Raw genomic sequence first — 25869 nt, 5'->3', positions numbered from 1 at the left:
CATGTCCCAAAAGGCGCTTCTCAGGCGTGAACTGCTGGCCGCACGGCGCCTTCTCAGCAGGGAAGACGTGGAAAACGCCGGGGTGGTTCTGTCCCGGGTCGCATTGGGTCTTCCGGAGTTGTCCGGGGCCCGCACCGTCGCCGCGTACGTCTCGGTGGGGAGCGAGCCGGGCACTCGCGCCCTGCTGGACGTGCTCCGCGCGCGGGGCGTGCGGGTGCTGCTGCCGGTGCTCCTCCCGGACAACGACCTGGACTGGGCGCCGTACGAAGGAGCCGGCCGTCTGGTCCCGGCCGGCCGCGGGCTGCTGGAGCCGGACGGGGAGCGGCTCGGCCCGGACGCGGTCCTGGAGGCCGACGTGGTCCTGCTGCCGGGCCTCGCGGTGGACGCCCGCGGGATGCGGCTCGGCCGCGGCGGCGGCAGCTACGACCGGGTGCTGGCCCGGCTCGCCGCGGCGGGGGCGCATCCCGCGCTGATCGTCCTGCTGTACGACAACGAGGTGGTCGCGCGGGTCCCTGAGGAACCGCACGACCACCCCGTGGACGCGGTGGTGACTCCGGCCATGACCCGCCGGACGGGCCCTACGGTTTGAGGGTCAGGGTGTCGGTCGTCGACTTCATGACGGCGTTCGTCCCGAAGGACCAGTCGAGCAGTTCGCCCTTGACCCACTTGTCGGTCTGATCGGTGTAGTGCGCCGCGAACGCGTGCCCGGAGGCGCCGGTGAGGTTGATCCAGCGGGACTTGTCCCAGTCCCCCACGTTGACCACCATGCGCATCGACGGAACCCAGACGACGTCGTAGCCGCCGGCCGCGTTCCAGCCGGTGGCGTTCACCGCGGCCTCGCCGCCGCCGATGTTCCACGGTCCGCGGTTGAGGACCCGCTGGAGCACACCGGGGCCCTCCGTGCCGAGCGTCTGGTTCTTCAGGGTCAGCTGGTGCAGCCGGCCCCAGCTCCAGGTGGTGATGTCCTTGCCGAGCTTGGCGGTCAGCTCCCAGCGGGCGTCCGCCATGGCGCGGGCGAAGAGCTGGTCGCGGTTCTCGGTCGCCGCGTCCCGGCCGCTCCTCGGCGACTTCCACCAGTCGCTGTTCGGGTCGTCCATCAGGTTGGCGACCACCTGGTACCAGCGGTCACCGCCGTCCGGCTGCGCCGTGTCCGCGTCGCGCCGGCCGCACTCGCGCACCAGCTTGCCCTGCTCGTCGACCGGGCCCGAACTGTCGGCGCGGGTCACATTGAGGCACTCGCCCTTGACCCGCAGCTCCTTGGGCAGCTTGTCGCCGAAGGCCAGCTTGAGGATGTTGCGCCAGACCGCGTTGAAGTACGCGGCCGCGGCCGAGTCGGACTCCTGGGTGTAGTCCCAGCCCTCCAGGAGCTTCTGCGCCTCGCGGACGCTCTTGTCCGAGATGTTGATCTTCATCAGCTCGGGCACCAGCAGCGCGGCGATCTCACTGGTGTTGTCCATCTGCATCTTCTGCATGTCTTCGGTCGAGATCTTCCCGCCGCCCTTGATCTTCGACTGGATGAGGTCGTTGATCCGCTGGCTGCGGGTGCCGTAGCCCCAGTCCTTGGTGAGCAGGTAGGGATACTTCTTCTCGTCGACGACGGGCTGGTTGGCGGTGACGATGTAGCCGCTCTTCGGGTTGTACTCGTAGGGCAGCTCTTCGAACGGGATCGGGTCCTTCTTCCAGCCGTACTCCGAGGACCAGCCGGGGCTGGGCATCGTGCCGTCGCCCTGGAGGCGGACCGGGATCTTGCCGGGGGCCTGGTAGCCGATGTTGTTCTTGGTGTCGGCGTAGATCAGGTTCTGCGAGGGAACCTCGAAGTGCTCGGCCGCCGCCCGGAAGCTCTTGAAGTCCTTGGCCCGGTTGAGCTCGAAGACTGCGTCCATCGACTTGCCGGGTTCCAGCGCGGTCCACTTCAGGGCGACCGCGTACCCGTCGGCCCGGTCCGGAGCCGAGTTGCCGACGGGGGCCTTCTGGCCGACCGTCTCCAGTTCGCTGCTGCGGTCGGAGACCAGCGGACCGTTGTTGGTCTCGCGGACGGTGATCTGCCTGCTCTTGCCGCCCGCGACCTTGATGGTCTCCTCGCGGGTGGTGAAGGGCTTGATCTTGCCGTCGTACAGGTAGCCGTCGCCGGAGACCTTCTCCAGGAAGAGGTCGGTGACATCCGCGCCGAGGTTGGTGAAGCCCCAGGCGATGTCCTGGTTGTGGCCGATTATCACGCCGGGCATGCCGGAGAAGGTGTAGCCGGCGGTGTCGTACTGGCACTTCGCCGAGATCTCGCGGCAGTGCAGCCCCATCTGGTACCAGAGCGAGGGCAGCTGGGGCGCCAGGTGCGGGTCGTTGGCGAGCAGCGGCTTGCCGGTCGTCGTGTACTGGCCCGCGACCACCCAGGAGTTGGACCCGATGCCGTTGCCGTTCGGGCCGAGCAGCGCCGGGATCTTGTCGAGGGTGTCGGAGAGCGAGGCGAGCTGGGTGCTCACGCCCTCGGTGGCGCCCTGGGCCGTGTTCTGGCCGAGGCCCGTCGACGGCGTCGCGTCCGGGTCGAACTTCCCGGTGACCGAGGAGATCGCGCCCCCCTCGACGATCGGCTTGTGCTTCTTGTACGGGTAGGGCGGGTAGAGGTCCTCGATCTTCTTCGCGTCGAGCCTGCTGGTCATCAGCGAGCGGTCGATCTCGTCCTGCATGTTGCCGCGCAGGTCCCAGGCCATGGCCTTGAGCCAGGCGACCGAGTCGACCGGGGTCCACTCGGCCGGCTTGTAGTCGTTGGTGAGACCGAGGGCGGCGTACTCGACGGAGATGTCCTTGCCGTCGCGCCCCTTGAGGTAGGCGTTCACGCCGTCCGCGTACGCCTGGAGGTTCTTCTTGGTGTCCGCGGACAGGACGTTGTCGTACTCCTCCTGCGCGACCTTGCGCCAGCCGAGCGTGCGCAGGAAGGAGTCCGTGTCGACCTGCCCGGAACCGAACATCTCGGAGAGGCGGCCCGCCGTCATGTGACGGCGGACGTCCATCTCCCAGAAGCGGTCCTGCGCCTGCACGAAGCCCTGGGCGCGGAAGAGGTCGGCGTCGGTGTCCGCGTACAGCTGCGGGATCCCGTAGCTGTCACGTTTGACGTCGACGTTGCCGTCGAGGCCGTCGATCTTGATCGACCCGGTCGTCTGCGGGTACGAGGCCCGCACGGTTGATACGGACCAGAACGCGCCGTAACCGATACCCGCGACAAGCGCCAGCACCAGGACGATCACGATCAGGCGGGCACGTCGCCCCTTCTTCCTGCCGGTCTTCCCACCGGTGGAACCGGTGGTGCCGGAAGAGGCGGTTGTGTTGGCGGGCATCGCTGTCCTTCGAGGGGCAGGTGGTCCTGGGAGTGCAGGAGCAACCATAGGCGCAGCGCCGACGCGGCTCTGACGCGGCATCGAGATGGTTCGAATTTCGAAGCGGTCGTACGAATGATCGAGCACGTCAAGAAAACGTTAAAGATTAGGTAAGGTAACGAAGTACCGGCCACCCATGGCCGATGCCGAGGGTCGATTCGGCAGGCGTACGCAGGGAAGGAACGGCCACTGACTGTCCACGTGCTCAACGAACTCCTGCTCGTCTGCTCACTCGTCCTGCTCGTCGCGGTGGCGGCAGTGCGCGTCTCGTCCCGCAGCGGGCTCCCCAGCCTGCTCCTGTATCTCGGCATCGGGATCGTCATGGGGCAGGACGGCCTCTTCGACGTCAAGTTCAACAACGCCGAACTGACCCAGGTGATCGGCTATGCCGCGCTGGTCGTGATCCTCGCCGAGGGCGGCCTGGGCACGAAGTGGAAAGAGATCAAACCGGCACTGCCGGCTGCCGCGGTGCTCTCGATCGTCGGCGTCGCGGTGAGCGTCGGTGTCACCGCGGCCGGGGCGCACTACCTGGTCGGCCTGGATTGGCGCCAGTCTCTGATCATCGGCGCGGTCGTCTCGTCGACGGACGCCGCCGCGGTCTTCTCCGTGCTGCGCAAGGTGCCGCTGCCCGCCCGGGTCACCGGCGTACTGGAGGCCGAGTCCGGCTTCAACGACGCCCCCGTGGTGATCCTGGTGGTGGCCTTCTCGACCGCGGGACCGGTGGACAGCTGGTACGTGCTGGTCGGGGAGATAGCCCTGGAACTCGCGATCGGTGCGGCCATGGGTCTCGCCGTCGGCTGGCTCGGCGCGTTCGGACTGCGGCACGTGGCGCTGCCCGCGTCCGGCCTGTACCCGATCGCGGTGATGGCGATCGCGGTGTCCGCGTACGCGGCGGGCGCCCTCGTCCACGGCAGTGGCTTCCTCGCCGTCTATCTGGCCGCGATGATCCTCGGCAACGCCAAGCTGCCGCACTGGCCCGCCACCCGCGGCTTCGCCGACGGGCTCGGCTGGCTGGCCCAGATCGGCATGTTCGTGCTGCTCGGCCTCCTGGTCACCCCGCACGATCTGTACGACGACTTCTGGCCCGCGGTCATCGTCGGGCTGGTGCTGACCGTGGTGGCACGTCCACTGGAGGTCTTCATCTCGCTGGCGCCGTTCCGGCTGCCCTGGCAGGAGAAGGCGTTCATGTCCTGGGCCGGGCTGCGCGGCGCCGTACCCATCATCCTGGCGACCATCCCGATGGTGTCCGGAGTCGAGGGCTCCACCCGGATCTTCAACATCGTCTTCGTGCTCGTCGTCGTCTACACCCTCATCCAGGGCCCGACCCTGCCCTGGATGGCGAAGGTCCTGAAGATCGCCGACGATCCGGCCGAGGCCACCGACCTGGGCATCGAGTCGGCACCCCTGGAACGGCTGCGCGGCCATCTGCTGTCGGTGGCGATCCCCGGCAGGTCGAAGATGCACGGCGTGGAGGTCGGGGAGCTGCGGCTGCCCGCCGGGGCCGCGGTCACCCTGGTCGTACGGGACGAGAAGAGCTTCGTACCGGCGCCGTCGACCGTGCTGCGGCGCGGTGACGAACTGCTCGTGGTCACCACCGACCCGGTGCGCGACTCGGCGGAGGAACGACTGCGCGCGGTCGGCGAGGGCGGCAAGCTCGCGGGCTGGCTGGGCACCACCGGCAGCGGTGGCGAGAGCCTCGCCGGGGCCGATGTGGCCCATGACGTGGCGCACGCGCTGAAATCCGTGAAGAGAATGGGGAAGGCGGACGGACCGAAAACCCGTCACTGAGGTCGTCGAGGCCATCGAGGCGGCCCTGAAGCCCCCTCCGTCTCGGCGGCCCACGACCGTCGGGACAGAGGGGACTGCCGGGACTGCCGAGGCCACGGGGGCTGTTGAGGCCGCTGGGATGGCAGGAACGGAAGGAACGGAAGGGGCTGTGCGTTTTTATCCGAGGCTGGAACCGGGTCCCTGCACACAATCAGAGGCCCGCAAGGGTATTTGCCTGTATCATGAAGGACATCTGATCGACCCCTGGTAGGGGTCGGACGGCCCGATCGGCCAACCTGAACGACCAACCTGAACGACCAACCTGAACGACCAACTCTGCCTGACGCAGAGCTGGCGCGACCGTATGGCGGTCGTGGCGTCCTCCGCCCCTGCTGAGCGCCCGGCATCTACCGCAGTCCCGCGCAGAGGACAGCTCTCGGCAGCACCCGTACGAGCCCGCACCACCTGTGCCGGCAGAGCGGGAGCTCGGCCACCAGGCGGCAGAAAGGCATGGACCGTGGCGTCCACGGTCTCCGACCGCCCCGGATACGGGCAGTTGCTGCGCACCCCTGGTGCGTGGACGTTTCTCCTGCCGGGCTTCGCCGCACGGCAGCCCTTCGCGATGCTGACGATCGGCATCGTGCTCCTGGTCCAGCACACCACCGGCTCGTACGGCAGCGCGGGCTCCGTCGCCGCCGTGACCGGTGTCTCCATGGCCTTGTTCGCACCGCAGACCGGAAAGCTCGCCGACCGTTTCGGCCAGCGCGCCGTACTGCTGCCCGGTGTCCTGGTGCACGCGGTGTCCGTGTCGGCGCTGACGGCGCTGGCGCTGGCGGACGCGCCCCTGTGGGCCCTGTTCGTGGCGGCCGTGCCGACCGGCGCGTCCATTCCGCAGGTCGGGCCGATGGTCCGGGCCCGCTGGGCAGCGGTGCTGGGCGCGGCACCGGGGCGTGCGGCCTCCCCGCTGATGCCCACCGCGGCCGCCTTCGAGTCGGTGACGGACGAGTTCACCTTCGTCATCGGCCCGGTGCTCGCCACCGCGCTGTGCACCGGCGTGCACCCGGCGGCCGGCCTGATCACGGAGGCCGGCCTCACCCTGGTCGGCGGCCTGTTCTTCGCCGCGCAGCGCCGCACCCAGCCCGCGGTGAGCGCTCCCGCGACCAGCACCTCCCGGCGGCATGCGTCCGCGCTGTCCGTACCGGGTGTCCGGGTGCTCGCGGTGACCTTCCTGGGGATCGGCGCGGTCTTCGGCGGCATGCAGGTCTCGCTGACCGCCTTCGCCGAGGAGGTCGGCCGGCCCGGCGCGAACGGTCTGCTGTACGGGGTCTTCGCGGCAGGCAACATGCTGGCCGGGATCGCCTGCGGCGCCATCGCCTGGAAGAGCGGGCCGCGACGGCGGCTGATCGTCGGGTACGCGGCGCTGACCCTGACCGCGTCCGGACTGTGGGCGGTGCACTCCCTGCCCCTGCTGGCCGGGCTCGGACTGCTGGTCGGGCTCTCCATCGCCCCGGCCCTGATCAGCGGCTACACGCTGGTCGAGGCGCTGGTGCCGGAGTCCGCCCGGACCGAGGCGTTCACCTGGCTGACCGGTTCGGTCGCTCTGGGCCAGGCGGGCGCGGTGACGGTCGCCGGGCGACTCGCCGACGCCCATGGCGCGAGCACCGGTTTCGTGGTGCCGCTGGTGGGGACCGTACTGGCGCTGGCCACGCTGCTGGCACTGCGTTCGAGGCTCGTGCCCGCCGCCTCGCCGCGGACCGTGGCACGTGGTGTCGGTCACCGGGAGCCGGTCACGGTGGACTGATCCCGCGGAATACGTCAGTATGGAGCGTCGTTAGCACTCATTGAGTGAGAGTGCCAGGAGGAGCAAGTGCCGACCTATCAGTACCAGTGCACCGAATGTGGCGAGGGCCTTGAGGCGGTGCAGAAGTTCACCGATGATGCCCTGACCGTGTGCCCGAGCTGCGAAGGACGCCTGAAGAAGGTGTTCTCGGCGGTCGGCATCGTCTTCAAGGGCTCCGGTTTCTACCGGAACGACAGCCGTGGCTCCTCGTCGAGCAGCACTGCCGCGGCGTCCTCGGCGAAGGCATCCGGTTCCGCTTCGTCCGATTCATCGTCGTCGTCGACCGGGTCAGACTCGAAGTCGCCCGCTTCCTCCTCGGTCTCCGCGTCTTCTTCGTCCTCCTCGTCGTCCTCGACGAGTGGTACGTCGGCCGCCTGAGCCGAACCGCACGTTCCCGGGGACCCCGCCGATCCGTTCGGCGGGGTCCCTGGCGTTTTCCCGCGCCGCTGAGGGCTGTCCCGTCATCCGCGGTGGATCAGCGCGCGGCGTCAGGGGTTACGGGACAGCCCTTAGTGTGATCGCATGGTGAACGCAGAGATCGGTGTCATCGGCGGCTCGGGCCTGTACTCCTTCCTGGAGGACGTCACGGAGGTGCGTGTGGACACCCCGTACGGACGGCCGAGCGACTCCCTCTTCCTCGGCGAGGTGGGCGGCCGACGGGTTGCCTTCCTGCCCCGCCACGGACGCGGCCACCATCTGCCGCCGCACCGCATCAACTACCGGGCCAACATGTGGGCACTGCGCTCCGTCGGTGTGCGTCAGGTGCTCGGCCCGTGCGCGGTGGGCGGCCTGCGCCCGGAGTACGGGCCCGGCACGCTGCTCGTGCCCGACCAGATGGTGGACCGCACCAAGGTCAGGACGCAGACGTACTACGACGGGGAGACCCGGACCGACGGAGCGGAGCCGAACGTCCTGCATCTGGGCTTCGCCGATCCCTACTGCCCCGAGGGGCGCCGGGCCGCGCTGGCGGCGGCTCGCGCGAAGCGCTGGGAGCCGGTGGACGGCGGAACGCTGGTGGTCGTCGAGGGGCCGCGCTTCTCGACCCGGGCGGAATCGCGCTGGCATGCGGCGATGGGCTGGTCGGTGGTCGGGATGACCGGGCATCCGGAGGCAATCCTCGCCCGCGAACTGGGCCTCTGCTACACGACGATGACGTTGGTGACGGACCTGGACGCCGGGGCGGAGGCTGGAGAGGGCGTCTCCCACGGGGATGTGCTGAAGGTGTTCGCGGCCAATGTGGACCGACTGCGCGCGGTGCTCTTCGACGTGGTGGCCGCGCTGCCGGCGGTGGCCGACCGAGACTGCCCGTGCTCCCACGCGCTGGACGGGCTGAACACGGGGATCGAGCTTCCTTGACGAGGTGCTGGGGACGGCCGTGGGGCTGAGCGGGGCGGTGGATGGAGCGGGGCGGTGCGGGATGGAGCGGAGTGGGGCGGGGGAAGCGGGAAACGGGGGGCGGTTGCGGGTACCGGGCAGCGGGTGACCGTTGCGGCGTGAGTGGGTGACGGAGTTGTCCACAACGCCCGGGGCGTCCACAGGCTTCGGCGGGGATCTCGCGGACGGTGGATCGTGAGGGGTGTTCGCCCAAATCTCCTCACGGCAGGTGGTGTTGGCCATGTCTCCGTCGTCTCAGTCACGCCCGTTGTCTCAGTCGTCCCTGTTGTCTCAGTCGTCCCCGCCGTTCTCGCACTCCCCGCCGTCCCCGCCGCCTCAGTCCTCTCAGCCGGTCTCGCCGCCGTCCCTGCTCTCCCCGCCGCCTCAGACCTCTCAGCCGTTCTCGCCATCGCCGTTCTCATCGCCCCCGTCGTGCGCGTCCGTGCGCCCTGAACATCCCGCTGCGAGTGCAGAGGCGGTACGCCCGACAGCTCCGGGACCACCGGCGTCGGCTCCCCCACCGTGTGGTGTGCCCGTGTTCGAGCCGTTGCGGGTACGCGGAGGTGGTGGGCACCGGCTGCGGCGTGCACTGTGGCGACAGCGCCGCGCCGTGGCCGCCGGGCTGGCCCTGACAACTGCCGCACTCGCTGCGACGGGGCTGGGCGGTGGTGGCGCGGGCGGCGACACCACGCAAGAGGCACGGATGAGGCAAGGCGGCACGGCGCGGACGGCTCCGGAGCAGGCGCGGCGGTCGGCTCCGCTGGCGTCCGCACCGGTCCGGATCGCGGATGCCGCGACGGTGCGGCTGCTACGGCCTGGAGACCGGGTCGACGTGATCGCTGCCGAGCCGACCGGAACCGATGTCCGGGTGCTGGCGAAGGGCGCGCGGGTGGCCGACGTCCCACAACCTCCGGCCGAAGGTCCTGCGGAAGACGGAGCGCTGATTGTGCTGTCGGTCCCCCGGGCCGTGGCCGCGTCGCTGGCCGGTGCGGGTATTTCGGCCAGGCTGGCGGTGACTCTGTGCTGACGCGCGCTGATGAGCAGTCAAACAATGAAATCAAAGGCGCGGACTCGTCTCGCAGCGCGGCAGCGGCTCGGCGGGCGGGAACCGCAGCGACGACCCCGGCCGAGGTCACGACCAGTAGCGGGACGCGTGGCAAGAAAGCCGGCAGCAGCGTCGTCGGACCACCACGGAGCGGGGGCTCAGATGTGGTGGGGCGGCTTCTCGTCGAGGAAACGCGCCAGATCGGCGGCGCTGCCACCGGCCGGGGCCCGCTCGCCCCACCCTCGGTCCGTATCGTCCGCGGACTGCTGGTCCAGCGGATCGTCGAAGATCAGAGCCGGTCTGGGTTTCGGCTGTACCGGCTGGGTGGGCTTCGAATCGCGCGGGCCGGGGGCGGGGGCGGTGCTCATACATCCAGAGTACGGCGGCGGTCAGCGATCCTTCGGGTCGAGCAGCCACAGCCCGAGGACCACGAGGAACGACAGACAGAGGAAGGCCGCGCCCCACCAGGCCGTGCCGGTGTTTCCCTCCATCCACGCGTCGATGACGACGGTCAGGCCCCAGAGCTGTCCGATGACGACGGTCATGGCCAGGGCCAGCCGGGCCGTCAGTTTCGAGGAGCGTTCCGGTTCCTGATCGGTTCCCGCACCCGGGCCGGGACCGGTGTGCCGGACCCGGGGGTCGCCGTAGCCGCTGGTGGGGCGGATCTGCGGATACCGCTCGTGGAGGGGGCGATTGAGCTCGGGGCGGGCACTGCCCGGGTGGTACTCCGGGCGGTCCGGGGGCTCCTGGCTCCGGTGCTGCTGGGCCTCGGTCATGTGTGCCTGCCATGGGGCTCGGTCTCGACGACAGCCTGGGTACGGGACGTCCTGCCTCGCGGGCGCGCGGCCCGGGCCACCTCGGCTGCACCGGTCACGGCGGTTCTCAAGGGGGCCTCGGCCCCGCCGACCGGTCGGCCCCCTCCGGCAAATGGTCCGCCTGCCCCGGGCGTCATGGCCGAACCCGGCGCCCTGACCGATCCCCGCGTCATGGCCGAACCCGGCGCCCCAACCGAACCCCGCGCCTCGACCGAACCCGGCGCCCCAACCGAACCCGGCGCCCTGCCCCATCCCGGCGTCATGGCCGACGCCCCGGAGCCGTCGCCGTCCCCGACCCGGTGGCCACCTCTGGCCCAGCGGCCGGCCCTGGCCCAGCGGCCACCCCCGGTGCCATGGCCGCACCGGGTGCGTCGGCCTCGGGGGCCTCCGCGCCCCCGCCCTTGACCGCGGGACAGCCGATGCGGGACGCGAGGTCCGGGCGGTCGACGTCGAGCCGGCGGCACAGGCCGTGTTCGATGCTCTCGCCCGAGCGGGTCGTGCCGACCGCCCAAACGCTGCCGTCGGCCTGCTCGGTGAGCACCACCTTGGGCAGTGCCCGGGGTGGCGGCCCGGCGGTGACCTCGCCGGTGCGGGCGTCGAAGACGCCCTCGTGGCAGGGGCAGTACAACTCGCCTTCCGAGCCGCGGTCCTTGCGCCAGAGCACGGCACAGGCGAGATGGGTGCAGATCGCGGAGTAACCGACGAGGGTGCCGTCGTCAAGCCGGACGGCGACCGCCCGGTCGTCTTCGTCCGGGTAGCGGAAGGCGAGGGACTCACCGGGCAGAAGCTGAGTGCTGATCTTCTTCGGACGGGGAGTCTTGCCGTCGTCGGGTTCGCCGTGTCGCGGAAGGATTCCGCCGGCCACGCCGAGACTGCCGACGGCGAGCCCGCCGGAGACGGTCGTGACGATCCGGAGGTAGTCGCGCCGGGTGGTGAGGGAGTCGGCGGCGATCCGGTCGTGCAGGGCATCGCGCGGATCGCCGGAGTGCGGTTGGCCGGTGACGGTCACGGGCGGACGTCCTTCCCGTTGATCTCGACGACGGGAAGTCCGCCGGGGACCGGCCACCGGACCTTGTCGGCGGGAACGACCATGGCGACGCCGGTGCGGACCTCGCTCCGGCCGAAGACGAAGGAGTCTGCGACCTGGACGCCGGGACGCTCGGCCTGCAGCTCCTCGGCGGTCCCGTAGAACAGCGCACCCGTCGGGCAGACGGTCGCGCACATGGGGGCGAGGCCGTACGCGGTGCGGTCGTAGCAGAGGTTGCATTTCATCTGCAGCTTCGCCCGCAGATCGATCTTCGGAACACCGAAGGGGCAGGCATTGACACAGTTGGCGCAGCCGATGCAGCGGGTGGTGTCGGCCTGCTGCACCACACCGTCGGCGGTCACCAGGATCGCGTCGGCGGGGCAGACCTCGGCACACGGGGCGACCGGGTCCTCGCAGTGCATGCAGACCGTGGGAAGGGAGGCGACGGAGCGGCCCTCGTCGGTGTAGTCGAGGTGAATCATCGACGTGCCGCGGTGCGAGTCGCATTCCCGGCAGGCGGATACACAGGCCTGGCAGCCGATGCAGCGTCCCGGATCGATGAAGATCGTTCTGCCCATCATGCGGGGATCAGCCCCTTTCCGAGGTGCCACGGCCCTGTGGGGACGTGGGCGGCAGCGGATCGGTACGGGAGACCTGGGTCTCCGGGTAGGCGACGTGGCCGGGTGCGACAGGGGGTGCGGGGACTTCGTCGATCTTCTCGGCGTGCTCGATACGGCAGGCGCACACCTTGTACTCGGGGATCTTGGAGCGGGGGTCGAGGGCGTCGATGGTGAGGGCGTTGGCCGAGGTGGGGACGGGCCAGTGGTACGGGATGAAGATGGTGTCGGGGCGGATCGCCTCGGTGACCAGGGCGGGGAAGACCTCGCTGCCGCGCCGGGTGACGACACGGACCGGTTCGCCGTTGCGGAAGCCGTGGGCGGGGTGGAGCTCGGCCCAGGGGCGCGGGGTCTGTTCGACGAGGGCGCCCAGACGGCGGGTCTGGTTGCCGGAGAGGAAGTGGGCGACGGTGCGTCCGGTGGTGAGCGACATGGGGTGCTCGTCGTCGTACGGATCCATCGGCGGGTGCCACTCGACGACCTGCAGATGGATCTTGCCGTCGGGGTGGTAGGTCTTCCCGTCCTCGAAGAGCCGGGGGGTGCCGGGGTGGTCGGTGGACGGGCAGGGCCAGGCGATCCCGCCGGTCTCCTCCAGCCGTTCGTAGGTGATGCCGTAATAGTCGTTGACCGTGCCGGCGGAGGCGGTCCGCAACTCGTCGAAGACCTCGCGGGAGTCGGCGAAGGCGAATTTGTCTCCCGCGCCGAGGCGCTTGGCGAGTTCGCACATCACCCAGGTGTCGGTGCGTACCCCGGGAGGAGGGTCCTGGGCCTTGTTGTGCTTGACCACCCGGGCCTCGGCGTTGGCCATCACTCCTTCGTCCTCGGCCCAGGTGGTGACGGGGAGGACGACATGTGCGTTGGCGGCGGTCTCGGAAAGGAAGAAGTCGAATTGGGCGTGGAACTCTGTGGCGTCGTACCCCTCCTTGACCACCTCGTAGTTGGGGAGGGAGACGAAGGGGTTGTTGCAGATGCCGATCAGTCCGCGGATCTCGCGGCGCCGCATCTGCCAGACCATTTCCATCATCGAGGTACCGGCGGGCGGGAGTTCGGACTCCTCGATGCCCCAGATCTCGCAGATCTGTCTGCGGTGCTCCTCGTTCGTGATCGAACGGCCGCCGGGAAGGAGGTCGGACTTCTGGCCGTGCTCGCGGCCGCCCTGCCCGTTGCCCTGGCCGGTGAGGGTGCCGTATCCGGCACCGGGCTTGCCGATGTGGCCCGTGGCGGCGCAGAGATTGATCACACTGAGGCAGTTCTCGACGCCCTGCGAGTGGTGTTCGATGCCGCGGGCGTGCCAGGCCATGGCCTTGGGGGCGCGGGCGAAGGCGCGGGCCACCTGGACGATCTGCTGGGCGGGGACGCCGCAGATCTCGGCCGCCCGGGACGGCGGGTACTCACCGGCCTTGGCCTTCACCGCCTCCCAGCCGGTGGTGTGGGCTGCGAGATAGGCCTCGTCGGTCAGGCCCTCCTCGATGACCACGTTCAGTACGGCGTTGAAGAAGGCCGAGTCGGTGCCGGGCTTGAGGGCGACATGGATGTCGGCGGTGCGGGCGATCGCGGTCTCCCGCGGGTCGACGACGATCAGGCTCGCGCCGCGGTCCCGGGCCCCCCACACGTACTGGGTCATCACGGGGAAGCACTCACCGACGTTGGAGCCGGCGATCAGCAGACAGTCGGTGAGCAGGATGTCGGAGAAGGGATTGCCCGCCCGGTCGATGCCGAAGGCGAGTTTGTTGGCGCCCGCGGCGCTGACCATGCAGAGCCGGCCGTTGTAGTCGACATGCCGGGACTTGAGCGCGACCCGGGCGAATTTACCGACCAGATAGGTCTTTTCGGTGAAGAGGCTGGCGCCGCCGAGGAGCCCGAAGGCGTCGTTCCCGTGGTTCTGCTGGATGCGCTTGATCTCGGAGGCGGTGAAGTCGAGTGCCTCGTCCCAGGAGACCTCCCGGAAGTCCTCGTCACGGGAGCGGCGCATCAGCGGTGCGGTGAGCCGGTCGGGGTGGTTGACCTGCTGATACGCGTTGATTCCCTTGGGGCACAACCGCATCCGGTTGATGTCGTGGTTCCGGGGTTCGACGCCGAAGACCTTGCCGCCGCGGTCGACGCGCAGATACATCCCGCACTGGACACCGCAGAAGCAACAGTGGGTGGGGACGAGCGTCTCGCCGTTCTGGTCGGCGTGCCACCGGTCGGCGGGGATGCCGCCCGCGTCCCGGAAGGCCCGGGTGCCGGGCGGTGCGAGCGAGGGGTCGAGCGGGAGGACCGTACGGGGGTCGGCTGGTCGCGGATCCGGCGTCACTGGAAGCCCTTCTTCACCTGGGAGAGATAGGCGCTGCCGCGCAGCACCCGCTTGCAGCGCGGGCAGTATTCGGCCCACTCGTCGAAGTCGAGGCTGAGATCGCGCATGGTGCCGCGGAGGTTCTCGACATACGGCGCGGTGTCGACGGGCTCCTCGCAGCGGCGGCAGCTGAAAACCTTCTGGTCCTGCCGGGCGGTGTATTTGAACAACTGCATGCCGACCGCGGCCGGGCGCTGGACGATGTGGAAGAACTTCCCGAAGGGGATGTAGATGAGGGTGAAGACCACCGCCACCATGTGGAGGATCGCCAGGAATTCGTATCCGCCGCCGTGCAGGAAGATCGACGAGAAGGTGAGGAGCAGCCCGGTCACGGAGATGACGATCAGGGCGATCAGCGGCACCAGGTCGTAGGCGAAGCGCTGGCCGGTGATGGCACCGCGGTCCTTCATCCGCCGCCAGAGGAAATACGCGGCGCCGGGGATGACGAGTACGGCGGCGATGTCCAGGCCGTGGAACATCAGCCAGCCCAGGATGTCCAGGGAGTCGAAACCGATGATCTTGAAGCCCCAGACGCGCATCTCGTAACCGGGGCCCGAGCCGGAACCGGAGGTGAAGGTGAACCAGCCCCAGGTCAGCGGGAAGGTGATCAGGGAGGCCAGGACACAGCCCCAGAAGATCAGCTGGTGGGCTGCCCAGCGGGCGTGCGAGCGGGCGCCGAGGAATTTCTGGAAGCCCATATACGTGGCGATCATCCGGGGCAGGGCGGTGGGGGCCTTGCGGAAGTTGGCCACGGAGAAGAAGCTCCGCCATCCCTGCGTGAACAGGCGCCGGGCGCCGGGCGCGGAGACCCAGACGGTGTAGCGGTAGGCGACGCCGAAGGCGAGGAAGACGGTGGCGACGGCGTACGGGAGGAGGGCGGAGTCGAAGTTCTCCAGAAGCCGGCTGCCGAACACGATCGCGAGGATCAGCAGGGCGGAGACGAGGACGCCGGCCGCAGTCGCGCGAACGGTGACGGACCGGGACCGGACGGGCCGGGAGTCGGAGGGCCAGGGGCCGATGGGCCGGGGGTCGGAGGACGGGGGTCCGGAGGACGGCGGATCGGAGGACGGCGGGCCGCCCGGCCCGGTGCGACCGAGCCCGGGTCCGGAGGACGGGGGTCCGCCCGGCCCGGTGCGACCGGGTCCGGGTCCGGTCCCGGTGGACTGGGTGCCGGGCCCTCCGGGGATGCGCGCGCCGGGGGCGGGCTGCGCGGCTGCGGCGGAGGCTTCTGGTGGCTCGGTCACTCCGTCACCGTAGGGCCGCATGGGGTGATTTGCCCTGTTTTGCGGCTCGGCTGGGTGAGCCCGTTCGCCCGTCCGGGCCGTAGCCTGTCACCGGGCCCGGCACAGCCGCACCGGCCTGCGGTTTCCCCGAGGGCCTTGGATCCCCGTCCGCTCATGAACGCATGCACGAGAATCCGCTGACCGGCGTCCGGGACGCGTCACCCGAGCGCCGCCGACCCATCTGGTGTGCTGATGCCCATGCCCCGCATGACTGCCCGCAGCCGCGCCGAGAAACATCGTGCGTCGACCCCGCTGGAGCTCTTCTTCGACCTCTGCTTCGTCGTCGCCGTGGCGCAGGCGGGCGGGCGGCTGCTGCACGCCGTCGCCGAGGGACACACCGTCACCGGAATCATCAGCTACGCGGCCGTCTTCTTCGCGATCTGGTGGGCCTGGGTCAACTTCACCTGGTTCGCCTCTGCTTACGACACCGACGACCCGCTGTACCGCGTGGTCACCCTTGTCCAGATCACCGGGGTGCTCATCTTCGCCGCCGGCGTGCCGCGCGCCTTCGACGCGGGCGACTGGACGGTCGGCGTGGTCGGCTATGTCGTGATGCGGCTCGCCCTGACCAGCCAGTGGCTGCGCGCCGCGTACTGCACCCGGGGCGCCGAGCGGCGCGTCGCGCTGCGGTACGCCGTCGGGATCACCGTCGTGCAACTGGGCTGGATCGGCATGCTGTTGCTGACCGACAACTCGGGCGGAGCGCGTGCCGCCGTCTTCGTCGTGCTGGTGCTCGCGGAGATGTCCGTTCCGGCGCTGGCCGAGCGCGACCGCGCGACGAGCTGGCATCCGCACCATATCGGCGAGCGTTATGGCCTGTTCACGATCATCGTGCTGGGCGAGACGATCGCGGCAGCCACCGTCGCGGTCCAGGAGGCGGTGGACGAGCACGACGCGTTCCGCGAGTTGCTGCCGATCGCCGCGGGTGGGCTGCTGATCGTCTTCTCCGCGTGGTGGATCTATTTCGCCGTGCCGATCCACGACTACCTCCGCGGCAGCAGGGAAGCGTTCGTCTGGGGATACGGGCACTACCTGATCTTCGGCTCGGCGGCGGCGATCGGCTCGGGCATCGAGGTCGCCGTGGAACAGGCCGTGGGCAAGGCCCATGTCTCGGAAGCGGTGGCGGCCGCCGCGGTGACCGTGCCCTCCGCGCTCTTCCTGCTGACGGTGTGGGCGCTGCACGCCCGCCACTTCAAGCGCGATCTCGCGGAGCAGTTGCCCCTCCCCGTGGCCGCGCTGGCGATCCTGGCCTGTACGTTCGCCGGGGCGTGGGCGGTGTTCGCGGCCGGCCTGGTGGCGACGGCGACCGTGGCCGTGGGGGTGGCCCTGTCCCGGCGGCCGGACGTGGCGGGGTGAGGGCGCGGGTGAGGGCGCGGGTGAGGGCGCGGGCGGTGAGCAGGCGGTGAGCGACAGTCGCGAGTGGCCCGAGGGGCACGGCCGGCGCCCACGACATCGGTGGCACGAGCGGCAGAGGTGCCGGGCGGCGAGTCGCGAGCGTCGCACGGCGCGAGTGGTGAATCCAGTTTCCAGTGAGGAGCACGCGTGACGGAAGAACCGCAGGAACCGACGGCCCCCCTCCCGTTGCCCGTTGCCGCCGGGCCGCTCGACGCGCTGACCGATGTCGCCGGGCTGCGGGTCGGCCACGCACAGGTGGCGGGCGCCGGCGCGTTGAGCGGCACCACAGTGGTCCTCGCCCCCGAGGGCGGCGCGATCGCGGCCGTGGACGTACGCGGCGGCGGCCCCGGCACCCGGGAGACGGACGCGCTCGATCCGCGCAATCTGGTGCAGCGCGTCGACGCCGTCGTCCTGACGGGCGGCAGTGCGTACGGCCTGGACGCGGCGTCGGGTGTGATGGCCTGGTTGGAGGAGCAGGGGCGCGGGGTGCGGGTCGGGCCCGATCCGGCGCAGGTGGTGCCGGTGGTTCCGGCCGCGTGCGTCTTCGACCTGGGGCGGGGCGGTGACTGGCGGGCCCGCCCCGACGCGTCGACCGGTCGCGCGGCGGTGGAGGACGCGGCGGGCACGGAGCCCGGGGCTCCGGTCGTCGAGGGGGGTGTCGGCGCCGGTACGGGTGCGGTCGCCGGGCAGCTGAAGGGCGGGGTGGGCACGGCGAGCGTGCGGCTGGAGTCCGGGATCACGGTGGGCGCGCTCGTCGTGGTCAACGCGGCTGGTTCGGTGGTCGATCCGCGTACGGGGGTGCTGTACGGGGAGTACGGCGCCGCCGAACCGCCGGCGCACCCCGCGCCCGAGGTCCACCGTGCGGCACAGCGACGCCTGGCCGGGGCGCGGGCGGCGGACGTCCGGCCGCCGCTCAACACCACGCTCGCGGTCGTCGCCACGGACGCGGATCTCACCCGGGCCCAGGCGCAGAAGCTCGCGGGTACGGCGCACGACGGACTGGCGCGCGCCGTCCGCCCCGTGCATCTGCTGACCGACGGGGACACCGTCTTCGCGCTGGCCACCGGCGCCCGGCAGCTGGATTCGCAGAACCCGATCGCGCTCAACGACCTCTTGGCGGCCGGCGCGGACGTCCTGACCCGCGCCATCGTGAAGGCCGTCCGGGCAGCTCAGAGCGTCGACCGCCGCCCCGGCGGCGACAGCTACCCCTCGTACAGCGATCTCTACGACGGGCACCGGCCCCCGGCACAGCCCTCGCCGCGCGAACGCCCGGCATCCGACTCGCCTCCCGAGTAAGGAAGTTCGTACGAACCGCCAGGAACCTTCTGTGCGCGACGTACGTTTTTCTGAACCCCGGTCACGATGTCGGACCCAGGGACTACGTTAAGCACGCACCAAGTAACACGCGGCGACGGCCTGGAGACAGCACCTTGAGCGATCCGTACGAGACAACCGAGCAGCACCTCGAGCGACTCCTGCGACGGGCACTCAACTCTTTCGACCTGCCCGACAGCACGGTCGAGAGACTCGGTACCGCACTCGCCCACAGCAGTTCCCTGCACTCCTCGCATCACAGTTCCGTACTCCACCGAGAGACCTACCGGCACACGTATCTGCTGTCCGACGGCACTCCTCTCACTCTGTGGGAGCTGGTGCACGGCGGTCCGCGGAGCGCGACGGCCCCGCGGTCCCGGACGGAGCCCGACCTCCGCCACCACGAGCTGTACGACGACGAGGCCGATGTCCATGTCGCCGCCGCCCGGCTGGCCGGTGGCTTCGGTGAGGCCCCGGTGTTCGGGGACGACGGACCGCAGGCCGATCTGGAGGTACTCACGGTCCTGATGACCGCGCCCCCGGTCCCGCTGCCCCGGATGTACGCCCCGGACAATTCCGCCGACCACGCCCGCCGAGTCCTGCGCCGCGCGGAGAACAGCGACGGCCCCGGTGAGGAGACCGCCCGGCTGCTGCGCGCCGCGTTCGCCCATCACATCACCCAGGTCTTCGGCCGGCAGTGCCGGGTGGATGGGCGGGATGCCGGTTTCACCCTGTACGAGCACGCCTTCCTGCTTCTCGACGGCAGCGAGACGAGCCTGTGGGAGGTCGAGCACACGGCCACGCCGGACGGCCGCCACATGTGCGAGGTGTACGGCGACGAGGACGCCGCGCGCGGCGCCATGGAGAGCCGTACGCACATCTGCTGACCGGATCCCGCCGCACATGAGAGGTGCCCGCACTCCCCCCCCCCGAGGGGGGGGAGTGCGGGCACCTCTCATGTTCAGGACGCCCGGCTCATGTTCAGGACGCCGGGCACCGTCACGGCGTCATCGCGTCAGCGCGGGTTCCTTGCCGAGCTCGGCACCGGCCCCGGCCTCGTTCACGGACGTCATGGAGACGCTCTCGTCGCCCACGGCCCCGTCGCCGCCCTCCACGTGCTGCCGCGGCCGGGCCGGCAGCGCGAACATCACCAGGAAGATCACCGCGAGCACCCCGGCCACCCACCACAGCGAGTGCTGGAACGCCTCCGCGAACGCCGGGCCCACCTGCTGGGGCGCCAACCGGTCCCCGATGGAGCCGAAGAAGACGACCGAGACCAGTCCGAGCCCGAGCGCGTTGCCCATCTGCTGCACGGTGTTGATCAGTCCGGAGGCCGAACCGGAGTGCTCCTTCGGCACCTCGGACAGCACCGCGTCCGTCAGCGGAGCCACGATCAGGCCCATGCCGATACCCATGACCACCAGCGGCAGCGCCATCTGCCAGGACGTGATGCCCATGCCGTACCGGTCCGACTCCCAGATGTACAGCAGCACGCCGACGATCATCAGCAGCGCGCCCGACTGGAGGACCTTGCGGCCGAAGCGGGGCACCAGCTTCTGTACGGAGATGCCGGCGGCGAACGAGACGGCGATCGAGAACGGGATGCCCGTCGTGCCGGCCTTCAGCGCGCTCCAGCCGAGCCCCATCTGCATGTAGAGCGTCCAGACCAGGAAGAAGATGCCGAGGCCGAGACCGAAGGTCAGCTGCACGGCGATGCCCGCCGCGAAGCTCTTGACCCGGAACAGTGACAGCTCGACCAGCGGCGAACCGTCCTTGCGCGCCTTCCTCCGCTCGAACACCACCAGAACCAGGAACACCAGGAGGCTGCCGACCATCAGCGCATGGCCCCACAGCGGCCAGCCCAGCTCGCGCCCACGGGTGAGCGGGTAGATCAGCATCAGCAGTCCCAGCGTGACCAGGGCGACACCGGTCAGGTCGAGCCGGAGCGCCTTCGGGGCCTTGGACTCGGTGATGAACTTCCGTCCCAGGATCAGACCCGCTATGCCGACCGGCAGGTTGATCAGGAAGATGGGCCGCCATTCGAGACCGGCGATGTTCCACTCGGTGAGCAGCGCGCCCAGCAGCGGTCCCAGCACGGCGCCGAGGCCGACGATCGCCCCGAAGAGGCCGAAGACCTTGCCGCGCTCGTGCGCCGGGAAGGTGGCGTGCACGATCGACAGCACCTGCGGAACCATCAGCGCGGCGGTGCCGCCCTGGAGGATGCGGGAGGCGACCAGCATCTCCGGGTTCGCGGCGAAGCCGCAGAGCGCGGAGGCCAGCGTGAAGCCGCCGATACCGATGAGGAACAGTCGCTTGCGGCCGTAGATGTCGCCCAGCCGGCCGCCGGTGATCAGACCGGCGGCGAAGGCCAGGGCGTATCCGGCGGTGATCCACTGGATCGAGCTGAACGAGGCGCCGGTGTCCTGCTGGATGCTCGGGACGGCGATGTTGACGATCGTGACGTCGACCAGGTCCATGAAGGCCGCGGTCATCACGATGGCGAGCGCGAACCAGCGTCGCCGGTCCGACGGGTCCGAGGACACCGTGGGCCCGGATGCCGTGGACGGCAGAGATGTGGAAGAAGTCATGGGAAGAAAGTAAGCAGCCATTAGGACAGGTCATGACCCAATGGGCTGGGCATCCTGGTGAGATGACCGACACTCCGGCACGAGGCTGAGCCCATGACCGACACACCGGCACGACTCCTGAACCTGCTGTCGCTCCTCCAGACGCCCCGCGAATGGCCGGGCAGCGAGCTCGCCGAGCGGCTCGACGTCAGCCCGCGCACGATCCGCCGCGACATCGACCGGCTCCGCGAGCTCGGCTACCCGGTCGAGGCCTCGCGCGGATCGGTCGGCGGCTACCGCCTGGTCGCGGGCACCGCCATGCCGCCGCTGCTCCTCGACGACGAGGAGGCGGTGGCCATCGCGGTGGGCCTGCGGGCCGGTGCGGGGCATGCCATCGAGGGGGTCGACGAGGCGTCCGTACGCGCTCTGGCGAAGCTGGAGCAGGTGCTGCCCTCGCGGTTGCGGCACCGGGTCTCGACCCTGCAGAACGCGACGATGCCGCTGACTCGTGGCGACGGCTCGACCATCGACCCGAACACGCTCACGGTGATGGCGGCGGCGGTCACCGGGCGGGAGCGGCTGCGGTTCGCCTACCGCGCGGGGGACGGCGCCGAGACGAAGCGGCAGGCCGAGCCCTACCGGCTGGTGAGCACCGGGTGGCGCTGGTATCTCGTCGCATACGACCTGGGGCGCGAGGACTGGCGTACGTTCCGGGTCGACCGGGTCAGCGAGCCGTTCGCGACCGGGGCCCGGTTCACACCGCGCGAGCTGCCCACGGGGGACGCGGCGGAGTTCCTCGCCGGCTCCATCGCCCGGCGGCAGCCCGAGCTGGCGGTCGACGTGAGCTTCGCGGCCCCGGCGGACTTCGTGTCCGCGCGCCTCCCGGCCTCGATCGGCCCACTGGAGCGGACCGGCGAGAACAGCTGCCGACTGCGGGCGGTGCTGTCGGACTCACTGGAATGGGTGGCGGTCCGGCTCGCGCTGGTGGACTGCGAGTTCACCGCGCACGAGCCGCCGCAGCTGGTGGAGTACCTGAGCGATCTGGGCGCCCGGCTGACCCGCGCGGGGGCAGAAGGCGCGGGGGCGGAAGGCCGGCACGCTGACCGACCGGCCACGCGCCTGCGCGCCGGGACCACGCCGCCGCCGACCGACAAGGCCGCAGGTACCGAGGGCACAAAAGAATGAGCCCCGGCGCCAGGGGGGGGTGGGCGCCGGGACTCAGCTCAGGGGGTCACACGAAGCGACCTATTTCGGAGGTTACTGGACTCTGGCTCACGCCGCAGCGTCAAAACCCGTGTCGTGCGCCATTCGCTTCAGTTCGAGCAGCGCGTGCTTCTCGATCTGGCGGATCCGCTCACGGGTCAGCCCGTGCTGCTTGCCCACCTCGGTGAGGGTCCGCTCGCGGCCGTCCTCGATGCCGTACCGCATACGGATGATCGACGCGGTGCGGTTGTCGAGCTTGCCGATCAGGTCCTCCAGTTCCTCGCTGCGCAGCAGCGTCATCACCGACTGCTCGGGCGACACCGCGGAGGTGTCCTCCAGCAGATCGCCGAACTGCGTCTCGCCCTCGTCGTCCACGGACATGTTGAGGCTGACCGGGTCACGGGCCCAGTCCAGGACATCGCCCACGCGCTGCGGCGTGGAGTCCAGCTCGGCGGCTATCTCCGTGTGCTCCGGCTCGCGCCCGTGTTCACGGTTGAACTCACGCTGCACCCGGCGGATCCGGCCGAGCTCCTCCACCAGGTGGACGGGGAGCCGGATCGTACGGGACTGGTCGGCGATGGAACGGGTGATGGCCTGACGGATCCACCACGTCGCGTACGTGGAGAACTTGAAGCCCTTGGCGTAGTCGAACTTCTCCACCGCGCGCACCAGGCCCGCGTTGCCCTCCTGGATCAGGTCGAGCAGGGGCAGCCCCGCCCGCGGGTAGCGGCGGGCGACGGCAACGACGAGGCGGAGGTTGGAACGGATGAATATGTCCTTGGCGCGCTCGCCCTCGGCGACCAGCGCCTCCAGCTCCTCGCGCGTCGCTCCACCGGCTTCGCTCTCCACCTCACCGCCGAGTATCTGCCGCGCGTAGACGCCCGCCTCGACGATTTGCGACAGCTCGACCTCCTTGGCGGCATCGAGCAGCGGCGTACGCGCGATCTCGTCCAGGTACATGCCGACCAGGTCGCGATCGGCGATCTCTCCGCCCGCTGCGCGAACACTGCTTGCCCGGCTGGTCCCGCCGGTGGCGGACGAACGACGGGCGACGGCACGGGTTGCCATGCGTGCTCCCTTGCTGAGTAGGTCGCGACACCCTCTCGGGTGCCCTGCATCCGATGGAAACAACGACTGGAATCCGGACAGAATTCCCATGCCTGGCATTCATTTTCGCGATCATGCAGTACCCTGTGCCGCCGCGAGAGGAGTGCGCATGCCGAACAGCCGGGAAGAAGTGCAGGTCAGGCCGGGCATCGAAGGCGATTTGGTGGCGCTCACGGACATCTACAACCATTACGTACGTGAGACCGCGCTCACATTCGATACGGCTCCCTTCACACTCGAACAGCGGATGCCGTGGTTTCGTTCCCACCCGGAAGACGGGCCCCACCGCCTTCTGGTTGCTCAGGATGTCCATATTGTCGGCCCCGATTCGATCCTGGGGTATGCCACCAGCAGCCCCTTCCGCCCCAAGGCGGCGTACGCGACCTCGGTCGAGGTGAGCGTGTACTGCGCGCCGGAGGCCACCGGCCGCGGTGTCGGCACACTCCTCTACTCGTCCCTGTTCGAGGCGCTCGCGGAGGAGGACCTGCACCGCGCGTACGCGGGCGTCACCCAGCCCAACGACGCCTCGGCCCGGCTGCACGAGCGTTTCGGTTTCCGCCATGTCGGTACGTACGCCGAGGTGGGCCGGAAGTTCGGAACCTACTGGGACGTGGCCTGGTACGAGAAGCGGATGGGACCCGGGGCCTAGGCCTCGCACGGTCCCGGACCAGGTCCACGGCCCGTTACGCGGCACGGGCGCCACGCCTAGCGTCCTTCCGTATGAAAGAGACGACGAGCACGGACGGCACAGCGGGCGGCCGGGACGACGACACGGCGGGCGTCAGGGGCGCCGCGACAGCCGGCGGGACCACCGAGGACACCACGGGCACGCTCGACGAGGCGCTGGAACGCCTCCACACCGCGGGCCCGGAACGGAACGGCTGGCTGAGCAATCACGGTCCGATGGCCGTCGAGGCACTGGTCCGGCACGGCCAGGCACCGGTCGTCCACCGCTGGCTCGACCACTACCGCCACAAGCTGGAGGACATGCCGGACACCGCGTCCCGGGTCACCGCGGAGAACTGGCGCGAGGCCCTGGGCGACCCGCGCCGGATCGCGGACTGGACGGTGTACTTCCAGCGGGAGACGGCCGAGCGCCCCTGGCGGGACGTCCTGACCGAGTGGTGGCCGCGGCTGTTGCCCGGCATCGCGGCGGGCGCCACCCACCCCGTGATCCGGGTCGGCCACTCCGTACGCACCCTGCTCGCGGGCGAGGCGAGCGCACCCCGGATCACCGAGCTCGCCCATGGCCTCGGCTACTGGGCCGCCCGCCACCAGCCACTGCCCGCGCTGACTCCGCTGGCGCCCGCGCCGAGCGCCGGGGCCGCGCTGGACGCCGTGCCGCCGGTGCCGGAGCAGAGCGGCGGCATCCGGGACCGGCTGGCGCAGCTCACCGCGTTCCCGGTGTGGCCGCAGCGCTTCACCGACGACCCGGACGAGGCCCGGACCCGGCTGGAGGAGCTGGTGCGGGCCGCGACCCACCGCTATGCGACCCACGGGCACGGCGAGCCGATCATGCTGGTACATGCCGCGACCGCGCCCAACGCGGTGCTGCGCACTCTGCCCGCACTCCCCCGTGCGCTGTGGGCGCCGAGTCTGGAGGCCGCCTGGGCGGCGAGCGCCGCCGTCACCGCCGCGTACGGTCCGGCCGAGCCCGCCCCGTACACGCCCACGACCGCGTCCGCCGAGGAGCTCTTCGCGCGGGCGGCGGCACACGGCGACGATCACACCATCAAGTTCACCGACACCGCACTGGACGTCGGCGACTCCACGGCCCTGGCCGCCGCGCTCCGCTCGATCGAGCTGAACCCGCCGTCCCTGTGACGGATCTTTCCGGGGCCCTTCGCCGCCCCGGGCCGCCCCGTCCCTGCTCCCGTTCCCCCTGGCCCCTTCGGCGCTCTCAGCCGAACTGCACCGACCGTTTCGCGAGCCCCATCCAGAACCCGTCGATGACGCTGCGGCCCCGGTCCAGCTCGCTCTCCGACGCGCCGAGCGTCACGAACAGCGGCGCGAAGTGCTCGGTGCGCGGGTGGGCGAGCCGGCCGGCCGGGGACTTGTGCTCGAAGTCCAGCAGGGCGTCGATGTCCTGCGCCTGAAGGGCCCGCTTCCCCCAGTCGTCGAACTCCGCCGACCAGCCGGGGGTGCCCCCGCCCGCGTGCCGCAGGGCGGCCAGGTTGTGGGTGAAGAAGCCGCTGCCGACGATCAGGACGCCCTCGTCGCGCAGCGGCGCGAGCCTGCGCCCGATGTCCATCAGCTTCTGCGGGTCCAGCGTCGGCATGGAGATCTGGAGTACCGGGATGTCGGCGTCCGGGAACATCTCCACCAGCGGGACGTATGCCCCGTGGTCGAGTCCGCGGTCCGGGATGTCCTGGACCGGCGTACCGGCGCCACGCAGCAGCTTGCGCACGTTCTCCGCCAGTTCCGGGGCACCCGGGGCGGCGTACCGCACCTGGTAGTAGTGCTCGGGGAAGCCCCAGAAGTCGTAGACGAGCGGGACGGTCTCCGTCGCGCCGAGGGCGAGCGGGGCCTCCTCCCAGTGCGCGGAGACCATCAGGATCGCGCGGGGGCGGGGCAGCCCGGCGGACCAGGCGGCCAGTTCGCCGGGCCAGACCGGGTCGTCGGCCAGCGGCGGTGCGCCGTGGGAGAGGTAGAGGGCGGGCATGCGCTCCGCGGTGACAGTCATGGCACTCCCCATCCGCTGCTGATCGAGGTAAGTCTTCTACTGGTCTCTTTGAGAAGGAAGGATTCTTTAATCTTCAAGCTCCTACCTCCCGAGACCTTAGCTCTATCTAGTTAAACTTTCAAGAAAAGG

22 protein-coding genes are annotated in these 25869 nt (G+C 70.3%); 12 read left to right on the top strand and 10 right to left on the bottom strand.

Annotation, left to right across the window (positions count from 1 at the left end):
• Window position 1 precedes the first annotated feature (1 nt).
• The gene (locus tag ACZ68L_RS02915) at window positions 2-589 is read left to right on the top strand and encodes a 5-formyltetrahydrofolate cyclo-ligase (RefSeq protein WP_469573671.1); all 588 of its coding nucleotides are present in this window, start codon (window positions 2-4) and stop codon (window positions 587-589) included.
• On the opposite strand, the gene ACZ68L_RS02910 is transcribed toward ACZ68L_RS02915, so the two are convergent.
• Window positions 579-3329, bottom strand: coding sequence for a penicillin acylase family protein (locus tag ACZ68L_RS02910; RefSeq protein ID WP_469573669.1), 2751 nt, complete (start codon window positions 3327-3329; stop codon window positions 579-581). The genes ACZ68L_RS02915 and ACZ68L_RS02910 overlap by 11 nt on opposite strands.
• Window positions 3330-3617: 288 nt before the next feature.
• Here ACZ68L_RS02910 and ACZ68L_RS02905 point away from each other — a divergent pair, with 288 nt between their 5' ends.
• From ACZ68L_RS02905 to ACZ68L_RS02885, 5 genes are all read left to right on the top strand, one after another.
• Window positions 3618-5156 carry a potassium/proton antiporter gene (locus tag ACZ68L_RS02905; RefSeq protein WP_469573995.1) on the top strand — a complete coding sequence of 513 codons (1539 nt, stop codon included), beginning with the start codon at window positions 3618-3620 and terminating at the stop codon, window positions 5154-5156.
• A 496-nt stretch (window positions 5157-5652) separates the two neighbouring features.
• Window positions 5653-6936 (top strand): MFS transporter, encoded by a 1284-nt coding sequence (locus tag ACZ68L_RS02900; RefSeq protein WP_469573667.1) that lies wholly within the window; start codon window positions 5653-5655, stop codon window positions 6934-6936.
• Between the two features lie 66 nt (window positions 6937-7002).
• Window positions 7003-7353, top strand: coding sequence for an FmdB family zinc ribbon protein (locus tag ACZ68L_RS02895; RefSeq protein WP_469573666.1), 351 nt, complete (start codon window positions 7003-7005; stop codon window positions 7351-7353).
• A gap of 144 nt (window positions 7354-7497) precedes the next feature.
• Window positions 7498-8331, top strand: coding sequence for an S-methyl-5'-thioadenosine phosphorylase (locus tag ACZ68L_RS02890; RefSeq protein WP_469573663.1), 834 nt, complete (start codon window positions 7498-7500; stop codon window positions 8329-8331).
• Window positions 8332-8791: 460 nt separating this feature from the next.
• Window positions 8792-9376 carry a hypothetical protein gene (locus tag ACZ68L_RS02885; RefSeq protein WP_469573662.1) on the top strand — a complete coding sequence of 195 codons (585 nt, stop codon included), beginning with the start codon at window positions 8792-8794 and terminating at the stop codon, window positions 9374-9376.
• Window positions 9377-9552: 176 nt separating this feature from the next.
• On the opposite strand, the gene ACZ68L_RS02880 is transcribed toward ACZ68L_RS02885, so the two are convergent.
• The 6 genes from ACZ68L_RS02880 to ACZ68L_RS02855 form a co-directional block, all read right to left on the bottom strand.
• Window positions 9553-9762, bottom strand: a complete 210-nt coding sequence (locus ACZ68L_RS02880) for a hypothetical protein (RefSeq protein ID WP_469573660.1) — start codon at window positions 9760-9762, stop codon at window positions 9553-9555.
• Between the two features lie 21 nt (window positions 9763-9783).
• The gene (locus ACZ68L_RS02875) at window positions 9784-10170 is read right to left on the bottom strand and encodes a hypothetical protein (protein WP_469573659.1); all 387 of its coding nucleotides are present in this window, start codon (window positions 10168-10170) and stop codon (window positions 9784-9786) included.
• Between the two features lie 298 nt (window positions 10171-10468).
• On the bottom strand, window positions 10469-11218 hold the full coding sequence (locus ACZ68L_RS02870) for a Rieske (2Fe-2S) protein (RefSeq protein WP_469573658.1): 750 nt from the start codon (window positions 11216-11218) through the stop codon (window positions 10469-10471).
• Window positions 11215-11817 carry a 4Fe-4S dicluster domain-containing protein gene (locus ACZ68L_RS02865; RefSeq protein WP_469573657.1) on the bottom strand — a complete coding sequence of 201 codons (603 nt, stop codon included), beginning with the start codon at window positions 11815-11817 and terminating at the stop codon, window positions 11215-11217. The genes ACZ68L_RS02870 and ACZ68L_RS02865 overlap by 4 nt, the downstream gene beginning before the upstream one ends.
• 7 nt (window positions 11818-11824) lie before the next feature.
• On the bottom strand, window positions 11825-14149 hold the full coding sequence (locus ACZ68L_RS02860) for a molybdopterin oxidoreductase family protein (protein WP_469573656.1): 2325 nt from the start codon (window positions 14147-14149) through the stop codon (window positions 11825-11827).
• Window positions 14146-15432 carry an MFS transporter gene (locus tag ACZ68L_RS02855; RefSeq protein WP_469573654.1) on the bottom strand — a complete coding sequence of 429 codons (1287 nt, stop codon included), beginning with the start codon at window positions 15430-15432 and terminating at the stop codon, window positions 14146-14148. Before ACZ68L_RS02855 ends, ACZ68L_RS02860 begins: the two co-directional genes overlap by 4 nt.
• 246 nt (window positions 15433-15678) lie before the next feature.
• Here ACZ68L_RS02855 and ACZ68L_RS02850 point away from each other — a divergent pair, with 246 nt between their 5' ends.
• The 3 genes from ACZ68L_RS02850 to ACZ68L_RS02840 all read left to right on the top strand — a co-directional run bounded on the left by ACZ68L_RS02850 (window position 15679) and on the right by ACZ68L_RS02840 (window position 19067).
• Complete coding sequence (locus ACZ68L_RS02850; protein WP_469573652.1) at window positions 15679-16827, top strand: low temperature requirement protein A; 1149 nt, start codon at window positions 15679-15681, stop codon at window positions 16825-16827.
• Window positions 16828-17052: 225 nt separating this feature from the next.
• Window positions 17053-18162: a P1 family peptidase gene (locus tag ACZ68L_RS02845; protein ID WP_469573993.1), complete on the top strand. Its 1110-nt coding sequence runs from the start codon at window positions 17053-17055 to the stop codon at window positions 18160-18162.
• A 134-nt stretch (window positions 18163-18296) separates the two neighbouring features.
• Complete coding sequence (locus tag ACZ68L_RS02840) at window positions 18297-19067, top strand: DUF6227 family protein (RefSeq protein ID WP_469573650.1); 771 nt, start codon at window positions 18297-18299, stop codon at window positions 19065-19067.
• Window positions 19068-19187: 120 nt separating this feature from the next.
• Here ACZ68L_RS02840 and ACZ68L_RS02835 read toward each other — a convergent pair whose 3' ends face one another.
• The gene (locus ACZ68L_RS02835) at window positions 19188-20768 is read right to left on the bottom strand and encodes an MFS transporter (RefSeq protein ID WP_469573649.1); all 1581 of its coding nucleotides are present in this window, start codon (window positions 20766-20768) and stop codon (window positions 19188-19190) included.
• Between the two features lie 93 nt (window positions 20769-20861).
• On the opposite strand from ACZ68L_RS02835, the gene ACZ68L_RS02830 reads away from it, so the two are divergent.
• A complete protein-coding gene (locus tag ACZ68L_RS02830) occupies window positions 20862-21932 on the top strand; it encodes a helix-turn-helix transcriptional regulator (RefSeq protein ID WP_469573647.1) in 1071 nt (356 codons plus the stop codon).
• Window positions 21933-22019: 87 nt separating this feature from the next.
• On the opposite strand, the gene ACZ68L_RS02825 is transcribed toward ACZ68L_RS02830, so the two are convergent.
• Window positions 22020-23018, bottom strand: coding sequence for a sigma-70 family RNA polymerase sigma factor (locus ACZ68L_RS02825; RefSeq protein ID WP_469573645.1), 999 nt, complete (start codon window positions 23016-23018; stop codon window positions 22020-22022).
• Between the two features lie 148 nt (window positions 23019-23166).
• Here ACZ68L_RS02825 and ACZ68L_RS02820 point away from each other — a divergent pair, with 148 nt between their 5' ends.
• Window positions 23167-23706, top strand: a complete 540-nt coding sequence (locus ACZ68L_RS02820) for a GNAT family N-acetyltransferase (RefSeq protein WP_469573644.1) — start codon at window positions 23167-23169, stop codon at window positions 23704-23706.
• A 71-nt stretch (window positions 23707-23777) separates the two neighbouring features.
• Entirely contained in the window at window positions 23778-24881 is a 1104-nt protein-coding gene (locus ACZ68L_RS02815) for a questin oxidase family protein (protein ID WP_469573643.1), read from the top strand.
• Window positions 24882-24957: 76 nt separating this feature from the next.
• Here the strand turns inward: ACZ68L_RS02815 and ACZ68L_RS02810 are convergent, their stop codons facing one another.
• Window positions 24958-25740 carry a dioxygenase family protein gene (locus ACZ68L_RS02810; RefSeq protein WP_469573642.1) on the bottom strand — a complete coding sequence of 261 codons (783 nt, stop codon included), beginning with the start codon at window positions 25738-25740 and terminating at the stop codon, window positions 24958-24960.
• Window positions 25741-25869: the final 129 nt, after the last annotated feature.

The sequence above is a fragment of the Streptomyces sp. NPDC104309 genome (assembly GCF_055584025.1).
This window is presented reverse-complemented; position numbering and strand designations above follow the sequence as displayed.

Excerpts from the sequence above, each read along its gene's own strand:
- ACZ68L_RS02915 (WP_469573671.1), top strand. The coding sequence starts at position 2 with ATGTCCCAAAAGGCGCTTCTCAGGCGTGAACTGCTGGCCGCACGGCGC.
- ACZ68L_RS02910 (WP_469573669.1), bottom strand. The coding sequence starts at position 3,329 with ATGCCCGCCAACACAACCGCCTCTTCCGGCACCACCGGTTCCACCGGT.
- ACZ68L_RS02890 (WP_469573663.1), top strand. The coding sequence starts at position 7,498 with ATGGTGAACGCAGAGATCGGTGTCATCGGCGGCTCGGGCCTGTACTCC.
- ACZ68L_RS02880 (WP_469573660.1), bottom strand. The coding sequence starts at position 9,762 with ATGAGCACCGCCCCCGCCCCCGGCCCGCGCGATTCGAAGCCCACCCAG.
- ACZ68L_RS02875 (WP_469573659.1), bottom strand. The coding sequence starts at position 10,170 with ATGACCGAGGCCCAGCAGCACCGGAGCCAGGAGCCCCCGGACCGCCCG.
- ACZ68L_RS02865 (WP_469573657.1), bottom strand. The coding sequence starts at position 11,817 with ATGATGGGCAGAACGATCTTCATCGATCCGGGACGCTGCATCGGCTGC.
- ACZ68L_RS02850 (WP_469573652.1), top strand. The coding sequence starts at position 15,679 with ATGACTGCCCGCAGCCGCGCCGAGAAACATCGTGCGTCGACCCCGCTG.
- ACZ68L_RS02835 (WP_469573649.1), bottom strand. The coding sequence starts at position 20,768 with ATGACTTCTTCCACATCTCTGCCGTCCACGGCATCCGGGCCCACGGTG.
- ACZ68L_RS02830 (WP_469573647.1), top strand. The coding sequence starts at position 20,862 with ATGACCGACACACCGGCACGACTCCTGAACCTGCTGTCGCTCCTCCAG.
- ACZ68L_RS02825 (WP_469573645.1), bottom strand. The coding sequence starts at position 23,018 with ATGGCAACCCGTGCCGTCGCCCGTCGTTCGTCCGCCACCGGCGGGACC.
- ACZ68L_RS02820 (WP_469573644.1), top strand. The coding sequence starts at position 23,167 with ATGCCGAACAGCCGGGAAGAAGTGCAGGTCAGGCCGGGCATCGAAGGC.
- ACZ68L_RS02815 (WP_469573643.1), top strand. The coding sequence starts at position 23,778 with ATGAAAGAGACGACGAGCACGGACGGCACAGCGGGCGGCCGGGACGAC.
- ACZ68L_RS02810 (WP_469573642.1), bottom strand. The coding sequence starts at position 25,740 with ATGACTGTCACCGCGGAGCGCATGCCCGCCCTCTACCTCTCCCACGGC.